We start from the raw sequence: 7904 nt of genomic DNA on the forward strand, positions 1-7904 counted from the left end.
TAACCAATAAAATCCAGAACAATTTTGAATTTGCTTTTGAAAAATGGGTGGCGGAAGTATTTTTTGAAGATTTTACATTACTGTTCACCAATAACATGCTCGTGGGTCAGCATCCCCTGCTGAACGGGAACCAGTTCCGGTATGTAAAAGAATAGGCAAACGGTTGTCAGCGGGTCTGCCGTCAAAGAGCAGGTGAACCCGGCAAAAGTTTTGACTACTGAACATGAAGGTTTTGTAACTTAGATTCTAAAACACAAGCATGGTGCTGCACCACTATAGGCCATTGCCTGAGCTGCGGTTTTTTATCAGCCGTATCATGCTTGTTCATTATCAACTCGACACCAGTAAGCCAAGACCGGTAAATCCTTTTCCTCCGCAACCAGACCATTGCCTTTATTTTTATCCATACGATAAAATGTCTTCGTTTAATTATGCTACCCGGCTTACCGGAGTAGCGCCCCGGAGCATGCTGATCGGGCCCCAGCTTTCACGGGTCGATTTGACCATGGGTTATAACCAGCTCACCATCATGGTAAGCTTTCAGCCCGGCGGTATGCATCGTTTACTGAACATCCCTATGAAAGAGATGACAGACCAGCCCTTTGATGCCGCCTTATTTTTGGGAAATGATATTGACAGCATTTCGCAACGGCTTGGGGAAACCGCTGATTACGATTTGATGATAGACATTATCCAATCCTATTTACTTGGAAAAGTAAGCATGCTAAAAAGCATATTGCCGGTTGAGCAGGTGCTCATGCAAAACATACAAAACGGGGACCTCAATAATATTGACCGGTTGGCCAAACAATCCTGCGTAAGCACACGCCAGCTGGAACGGCAGTTCCTGGAAAGAATAGGTATGCCGCCAAAGTTTTTTGCACGATTGGTCCGGTTTTCCAAAGCATGGTATATGCGGGAAAGCAATGAGGATATTTCCTGGCTTTCCATTGCACACAGTTGCGGCTATGCCGACCAGATGCATATGATACGGGATTTTAAAGCATTTTCCGGCGTTACGCCAACCGGGCTTCAGTCCTACCTTGAAAAAAGCCCGCTCAGGCTTCAGCGTGATTCCGGCTTTCCGGCATAGTTATAAAATGTCGCATTTGTTCTATGCTGCAGTCCATGCAGTCACTAATTTTACTTATTCAAAGAAATACCCGCTGAGTCAAAAACGGACAGCTTTTTGTATCAAAATCGTACAGTTCAATCTGACAGCAACACCCAATGCATTGTATTTCAATAATGAGCTGTTTGGCACTATGTTGGCGGACCAATAAGTTATGGTATAGGATCTCTAACAACCAAAGCCTGTTATATGCCATACAATAAAATTTTTATTTTATTCCGGAATATCTGGAGAAATAAAACTTTCAGCCTTCTGAACATTTTTGGTCTTGCTACCGGTATTGCCTGCGCCTGTTTTATTTTTTTATGGATTGAAAACGAACGTTCTTTTAATCAACAGTTCACTAGGAAAGACAAACTCTTTTTTATAGTACAGCAGAACAAAAATGAACCCGGCGGAAATTATGCGAACAGTGCTCCAACGCCTATGGCACCCGACCTGGAAAAAAACATGCCGGGCATTAAGCACATTGGCCGTATTACCTGGGAAAACAGGCAACTTTTTGTGCTGGGTGATAAAAGGATTTTTAAGATGGGCCAATATGCCGATTCTTCCCTGCTTCACATGCTGGATTTTAATTTTATTTACGGTGCACCACCATTTCTTCCTTCGCCGGAGTCCATCATCATCAGCGAAAGCCTGTCGAAAGCGTTCTTCAATGATGAAAATCCTGTTGGTAAAACCATTGTTACCCAAAGCGAAGCTCCCTGGTCAAAAGACGGCAGTTTCAAGATCACCGGTGTCTTCAAAGACTTTCCCGAAAATTCTTCTTTCAGGTTTAACTGGGTATCCCCTTTCAAGGTGTATGACGATCTGATGTTTCCTGAATGGAACAAATGGGGCATATTTCATGCTACGCTTGTTGAAACAGAACCTACGACAAACGTCGATCATCTTGGTAAAAAGCTCAGAGACTATATGCAGGCAAAAGTGGAGGGATCTCCGCTTAAAACCTTCCTGCTTTCCATAAAAGATGTAAACCTCTATGACAAGTTGGTAAACGGGAAGCCTTCAGGCGGCAAGATAGAGTATATTAACCTGTTTTCTGTGATTGCCATGCTTGTGCTGCTGATCGGCTGTATCAATTTCATGAACCTTTCCACCGCCAGGTCAGAAAAGCGGGCGCTTGAAGTAGGGGTGCGCAAAGTGTCGGGGGCAGGCAGGCTCAGCCTGGTGCGGCAGTTCATGGCCGAGTCATTGCTTATGGCGTTTCTTTCGGTGATTTTTGCTGTTGCCATTGTCTATTCTGGCATCCCGTTGTTTAATAAAATTATTGGCAAAGAATTACATTTTGATTTGCTGCAGCCTGTTCATTTTATTTTTTTACTGTCTGCAGGAGCAATTTGCGGACTGGTATCAGGCTTGTATCCTGCTTTCTATTTGTCATCATTTAAACCCGCGATAGTTTTAAAAAGACTAAAGCTGTCCAAAGGCGGCACTCCTGTTTTTATGAGAAAAGGATTGGTCGTCGTGCAGTTTACCATATCCGTTATTCTCATTATTGCCACCATCACCATTTACCGGCAGATCGGGCATATCAAATCGAGGAACCTGGGTTATAATGTAAACAACCTGGTGGAGGTACGGATTCCCGGGAGTGTTCAGAGCCATTTTCCTGTCGTCAGAACTGAGTTGTTGAAAACAGGACTTATCGAAAATGTGGCAGTTACGTGGGGCGAACCGCTTTATATGCACACTTCCTCCGACGAATATACCTGGGACGGTAAATTGCCTGGCGATAGGTACCAGATAAATGACATAGGCGGAAGCCCCGGTTATATATCTACCATGAAAATGAAGATCAAAACCGGCCGCGACTTTTATGATACAGATGCCGACAGTCTGCGAACCGTTATCATTAATGAAACGCTTGCAAAGATGATGGGCGATCAGGGTAGGCTGGGCGCATATATCTCACGTCAATCGCCAGGGATAAATGTAGAGGTTGTGGGCATTGTGGAGGATTTTGTTTTCAATGATATGTATGGATCTGCCGGACCTGTCATGTTATACTGCATTCCGCAAGCCGGGGAAAATATGATCATCAGGGCAAAAGACGGTGCAGATATGCAAAAACTCATCCCCGCTACTGACCGTGTACTCAGCTCGTTCAGCAAGGGCTATCCTTTTGAATATAAATTTGTGGATGAAAAATTCAACAAAATATTCCTGTCTGAAACGCTCATAGGAAACCTGGCTATTATTTTTTCGGTATTGGCTATTCTTGTTTCCTGTCTCGGTTTGTTTGGTCTTGCCGCTTATACGGCAGAGCGAAGAACAAAAGAGATAGGGATAAGAAAGGTGCTGGGCGCTTCTGTTGACTCACTTACCCGATTATTATCAGTTGATTTTTTAAAGCTGGTGTGTATTTCCTGTGTCGTTGCTTTTCCGTTGGCGTGGTGGTCACTGCACAACTGGCTGCAGCATTACCAATACCGCACAACCGTTGAATGGTGGGTGTTTCCGCTGGCTGCTGCAATAGCAATATTGATAGCCATCATTGCGGTAAGCTACCAGGCAATAAAGGCAGCGGTGGCTAATCCGATTAAGTCATTGCGCACGGAATAATGGACGTGAGATCGCAAACATGAAATATGAGACTCCACAAAAAATCCATCCCCTGAATATCTGAAGCGGCATGTAGAAAACAAAAGATCATGATTACCATACGGTACGGGCATGCATGCGATAACACCTGTGGGGAAGAGGTTCCGGCTAAGTTCGTTACCAGGCGTATACCTTATCCTGTTAAAATATTTACTGTTACCGGCAACTATCAAAATCAACAGTTATGAAGAAAAGTGTATTGTTTATTGCAGGCTTTTCATTATTCTCTGCCATACCTTCCCTGTTATCTGCCCAGGCAAGGATCCATGGCACCGTAACAGATATGAACAGCATCCCCATTGCCGATGCCACAGTATTGTTGCTGCAGCCGGCCGATTCTGCACTGGTAAAAGGAACAGTGACCAACAGCCGCGGCGCCTATTTATTTGAAAACATCGCCGCCGGCAATTATCTGATCAGTTTCTCTCATACCGGATTTTCGCCTTACTATTCTACCCTATTCCGCGTGGCTGCCGATGTAAAAAATGTAGAGAATGGAACCCAGCAACTGGAACAGTCAGGCACAACTTTAACAGACGTTACAGTAACTGCCAAACGCCCGCTCTACGAACAAAAGCCCGATCGCCTTACGATCAATGTAGCCAGCAGTATTACCTCGGCCGGTAATACCGCATTACAGATACTGGAACGTTCTCCCGGCGTAACGGTTAACAGGCAATCCAATACCGTTGCCATGCTGGGTAAAGAAGGGGTGCGGGTTATGATCAACGGGAAACTAAATTACATGCCTGTTTCTGCGATCATACAGATGTTGGATGGTATGAGTGCCGGGAACATTGACAGGATAGAACTCATCACCACGCCACCTGCTAATTTTGATGCGGAAGGTAATGCCGGGTATATCAACATCATACTGAAGGAGAATAACAATTTAGGCGCTAATGGATCATTTTCTGCTACACTGGGATACGGAAAAGGATGGGTTACACAGGCAAGCCTGAATTTCAATTACCGTACAGCGAAGCTGAACATTTATGGAGACTTTTCCTACTCAAGAGAAAGAAAGCCATTCATTACAAATGGATATAACCGGGTATCAAACCAGGGTGATATTTTTGAAACTTATGGCGATTTAGACAGGATAGACACGACCCGGTTTCATAATGTCCGGATAGGCCTGGATTATCAGCTTGCCCGTCGTACTATCACAGGTATTTTACTTACCAGCAACGGCCGCTGGTACAGGCAATCGGAGCACAGTACCGCCGCATTTCACCTGAACGGACAATTGGACACCACAGCCCTAAGTTCCAATAGCGAGCTGAATAACTGGCAGGACTATGGTATTAACCTCAACCTGCAGCAGCAGTTTAAAAAAGGAGATAACCTGTCGTTCAATGCCTACTACCTGCATTATAAAAACAATCAACCCTTCAACTATTACAGCCGGTATTATGATAAGGCGGAAAATTTTATTTATGATGAAACCAGCAGGAATGGAAAACTGACCCCTTTAAGTTTCCGGATTGGCGCTGTGGACTATTCCGGAAAGCTGTCAAAAAAGATCAGCCTGGAGGCCGGCGCCAAAGCCACATTAGCTGATTTTACCAATGACCTCCATTTTGAAAGGTTCATTCAGGGCAACTGGACCACAGACAGCGCCCTCTCATCCATCTATACCCTGAAGGAAAATTATACTGCGGTGTATACATCCCTCAGTATTGCAGCCAATGACAAAACTTCAGTGAAGGCGGGGCTACGCTATGAATATACCAATTCAAACCTGGGAACAGCAACAGAAAAAAATATCGTTGACAGGCATTACGGGAAGCTTTTCCCGACTTTATTTTTTTCACACAAGCTGAATGAACAGAACACCTTCAATTTTTCGTACAGCAGCAGGATCACAAGGCCCACATTCAACGACCTGGCTCCGTTTACTTATTATGTTAATAGGAACACAGTATTAACCGGTAACCCTGCTTTGCAACCGGCCATTGCCCATGCAGTGAGTGCAGGATATACCTTTAAAAAATATTTCCTGCAGGTTTCTTTTACCCAAGAAGACAATAGCATCACCTTTTTTCAACCCAGTGTTGACTCCAGTGCAAACAAAACCATTTTAAAACCCGAAAACCTGGATCATCAAAAACTGCTGGCCCTGGTGCTCTCGGTTCCCATAACCGTTGCTACATGGTGGAGCATGCAATACAACATCACCGGCACATGGCAACAGGTGAATGCGTACTACGAAAAAGAGCCGGTAAGAATAGGGAAAAAAAACATCAGCATCAATATGACACAGTCATTTACTCTGCCTGCAAATTTTTCAGTGGAGCTGTCCGGCTTTTACAGCTCTCCCAATCTCAATGGCATCACTAATTTTAAAGCCATGGGGTTGCTGGACTTTGGCATCAGAAAAAAGTTGGGCGCCAGAAGCAACATTAGCTTTTCTGCCAGTAACCTGCTCAACACTATGGACTACCGCGGATACACCAATCTGCCGGAAAAGAATCTTGTAGGAGATATTCACCTGCGGTTTTCCCGGAGGACTTTTAAACTAACCTATACCCGCAGTTTTGGAAAGCAAAAGCTTAAAGCCAACCGCAGCCGAACTACAGGAGCCGAAGATGAGAAAGGACGCGTTCAGTATAATTAGCTTAACCTATCATTGGGTAGCCTTCACCTGAAAAGCGTTTTCATGAAACACGAATTACGGGACGAGAGCCACAAACAATAACTTCTATCAAATCAATACATAAAAAATGAAACAGATAACAGTAATGATAGCAGGTTTGTTATTTGTGAGTTGTCACCAGCAAAAAGCCAACTTAGCAGATGAGGAAAAGAAAATTGCCCAGGTCTGGGAAGATTGGCCTAAAAAAGTGTTAACCGGTAAACCGGATTCAATTGCCTTTTATTTTTCAGAAGATGTAATCGTTATGGTACAGGGGTTTCCTGCTGTAAAGGGAAAAGCGGAAATGGTCAAAGTGTATACATCGGCGCCAACCAATTTCGAACTGGATATAAAGTGGGCGTCGCACCCGAATATCATCCAATTTTCTAAAGATGGTGATATGGCATACTCCCTTGACCAAAATGAAGCTTCTGTACCCGATTCAACAGGCAGGATTCATAAGGTATACAGCCAGGCGTTACATGTTTGGAAGAAGGATGGTGAAGGGAAATGGAAAGTTTCAGCCCTCATGATTTATCCTATTAAATAATCAAACTGATTTGCTGTCCGGCTCTTGTTGGTGTTGTTACCAACAAGGAGTTCTATAAACAATATTATCTATTCCATACAATCAAATTGATCACAATAAAATCAATTCTATATGCTATCTGAAAAAATAAGCGGTGCCCCGTTTTACAGGCATGCCTGGCTTTGGTTTACCTTAGCGATGGCCGTTACCGTCACCGGGTTTTTCAAATCTTTTATTTCAAAAATTGCGGAGACCGATCCTGTGCACCATTTTCATGGAATAACATCAGGCGGATGGATATTCCTGCTGATCATTCAGCCCTTTTTGTACAGCAGGGATAAAATGGGCGCACATCGCAAGCTGGGAAAAATTTCTTTTATACTCGCCCCGTTACTGGTCATCAGCGGACTCATGATGATGCACCTGATGCTTAGCCGTAAAGGCGGGTTGAATCCTTTTACGTACATGATTTCTTTTCTTGATGTGATTTTCCTTACCCAGTTTATTTTCTTTTATGCAGGCGCTATAAAGCACCGCCGCAATATGCAGTTACATGCCCGTTATATGGCAGGTACGGTACTGGCATTGCTGCCTCCGGGATTAGCAAGAGCCACTGCTTTGATACCGGCATTAACTGAAGGTACGCTGGGACTTGATATAACTTATGTGCTTCTTGAACTTACATCAATCATGCTTATAATAGATGACAAAAGAAAAGGAAAGATCTATCCTCCCTATGTGATCGCACTTTTATTTTTCATTTTTCAGCACACCGGCTTACACTTTATTGCCGACTGGCCGCTATGGCAAAAATTAATGAACGCGTTTGCGGCATTGTAGCTTAATGCTGTGGCCCGGTAATTATCTTTCATCTGCCGAAGGGCCGTACATACCCGGAACAGGAACGTTGAGCAAACGGAGGTACACTGATAATTGTCCCCGGTGATGGATAATATGATTCATTACCAGGTTACGGATAGCCACTTTCCGGGGCAATT

Annotated in this window: 7 protein-coding genes; 6 read left to right on the top strand and 1 reads right to left on the bottom strand. The window is 44.0% G+C overall.

Annotated features, from left to right (window positions below):
• Positions 1 to 259 precede the first annotated feature (259 nt).
• From PLH26_RS18060 to PLH26_RS18085, 6 genes are all read left to right on the top strand, one after another.
• On the top strand, positions 260 to 1093 hold the full coding sequence (locus tag PLH26_RS18060; protein ID WP_324587432.1) for a helix-turn-helix domain-containing protein: 834 nt from the start codon (positions 260 to 262) through the stop codon (positions 1091 to 1093).
• Between the two features lie 228 nt (positions 1094 to 1321).
• Entirely contained in the window at positions 1322 to 3700 is a 2379-nt protein-coding gene (locus PLH26_RS18065; RefSeq protein WP_324587433.1) for an ABC transporter permease, read from the top strand.
• 89 nt (positions 3701 to 3789) lie between these two features.
• The gene (locus PLH26_RS18070) at positions 3790 to 3927 is read left to right on the top strand and encodes a hypothetical protein (protein WP_324587434.1); all 138 of its coding nucleotides are present in this window, start codon (positions 3790 to 3792) and stop codon (positions 3925 to 3927) included.
• A complete protein-coding gene (locus PLH26_RS18075) occupies positions 3924 to 6359 on the top strand; it encodes a TonB-dependent receptor domain-containing protein (RefSeq protein WP_324587435.1) in 2436 nt (811 codons plus the stop codon). The genes PLH26_RS18070 and PLH26_RS18075 overlap by 4 nt, the downstream gene beginning before the upstream one ends.
• A 106-nt stretch (positions 6360 to 6465) precedes the next feature.
• Entirely contained in the window at positions 6466 to 6927 is a 462-nt protein-coding gene (locus PLH26_RS18080; protein ID WP_324587436.1) for a YybH family protein, read from the top strand.
• A gap of 111 nt (positions 6928 to 7038) precedes the next feature.
• Complete coding sequence (locus PLH26_RS18085) at positions 7039 to 7746, top strand: hypothetical protein (protein WP_324587437.1); 708 nt, start codon at positions 7039 to 7041, stop codon at positions 7744 to 7746.
• Positions 7747 to 7767: 21 nt separating this feature from the next.
• On the opposite strand, the gene PLH26_RS18090 is transcribed toward PLH26_RS18085, so the two are convergent.
• Positions 7768 to 7869, bottom strand: a complete 102-nt coding sequence (locus PLH26_RS18090; protein ID WP_324587438.1) for a DinB family protein — start codon at positions 7867 to 7869, stop codon at positions 7768 to 7770.
• Positions 7870 to 7904: the final 35 nt, after the last annotated feature.

It is taken from the genome of Agriterribacter sp. (genome assembly GCF_035444585.1).
Taxonomy (GTDB): domain Bacteria; phylum Bacteroidota; class Bacteroidia; order Chitinophagales; family Chitinophagaceae; genus Agriterribacter.

Bases quoted from the DNA above. Each gene is read 5' to 3' on its own strand.
- PLH26_RS18080 (WP_324587436.1), top strand. From the start codon at position 6,466: ATGAAACAGATAACAGTAATGATAGCAGGTTTGTTATTTGTGAGTTGT.
- PLH26_RS18090 (WP_324587438.1), bottom strand. From the start codon at position 7,869: ATGAATCATATTATCCATCACCGGGGACAATTATCAGTGTACCTCCGT.
- PLH26_RS18075 (WP_324587435.1), top strand. From the start codon at position 3,924: ATGAAGAAAAGTGTATTGTTTATTGCAGGCTTTTCATTATTCTCTGCC.
- PLH26_RS18060 (WP_324587432.1), top strand. From the start codon at position 260: ATGGTGCTGCACCACTATAGGCCATTGCCTGAGCTGCGGTTTTTTATC.
- PLH26_RS18065 (WP_324587433.1), top strand. From the start codon at position 1,322: ATGCCATACAATAAAATTTTTATTTTATTCCGGAATATCTGGAGAAAT.
- PLH26_RS18085 (WP_324587437.1), top strand. From the start codon at position 7,039: ATGCTATCTGAAAAAATAAGCGGTGCCCCGTTTTACAGGCATGCCTGG.
- PLH26_RS18070 (WP_324587434.1), top strand. From the start codon at position 3,790: ATGATTACCATACGGTACGGGCATGCATGCGATAACACCTGTGGGGAA.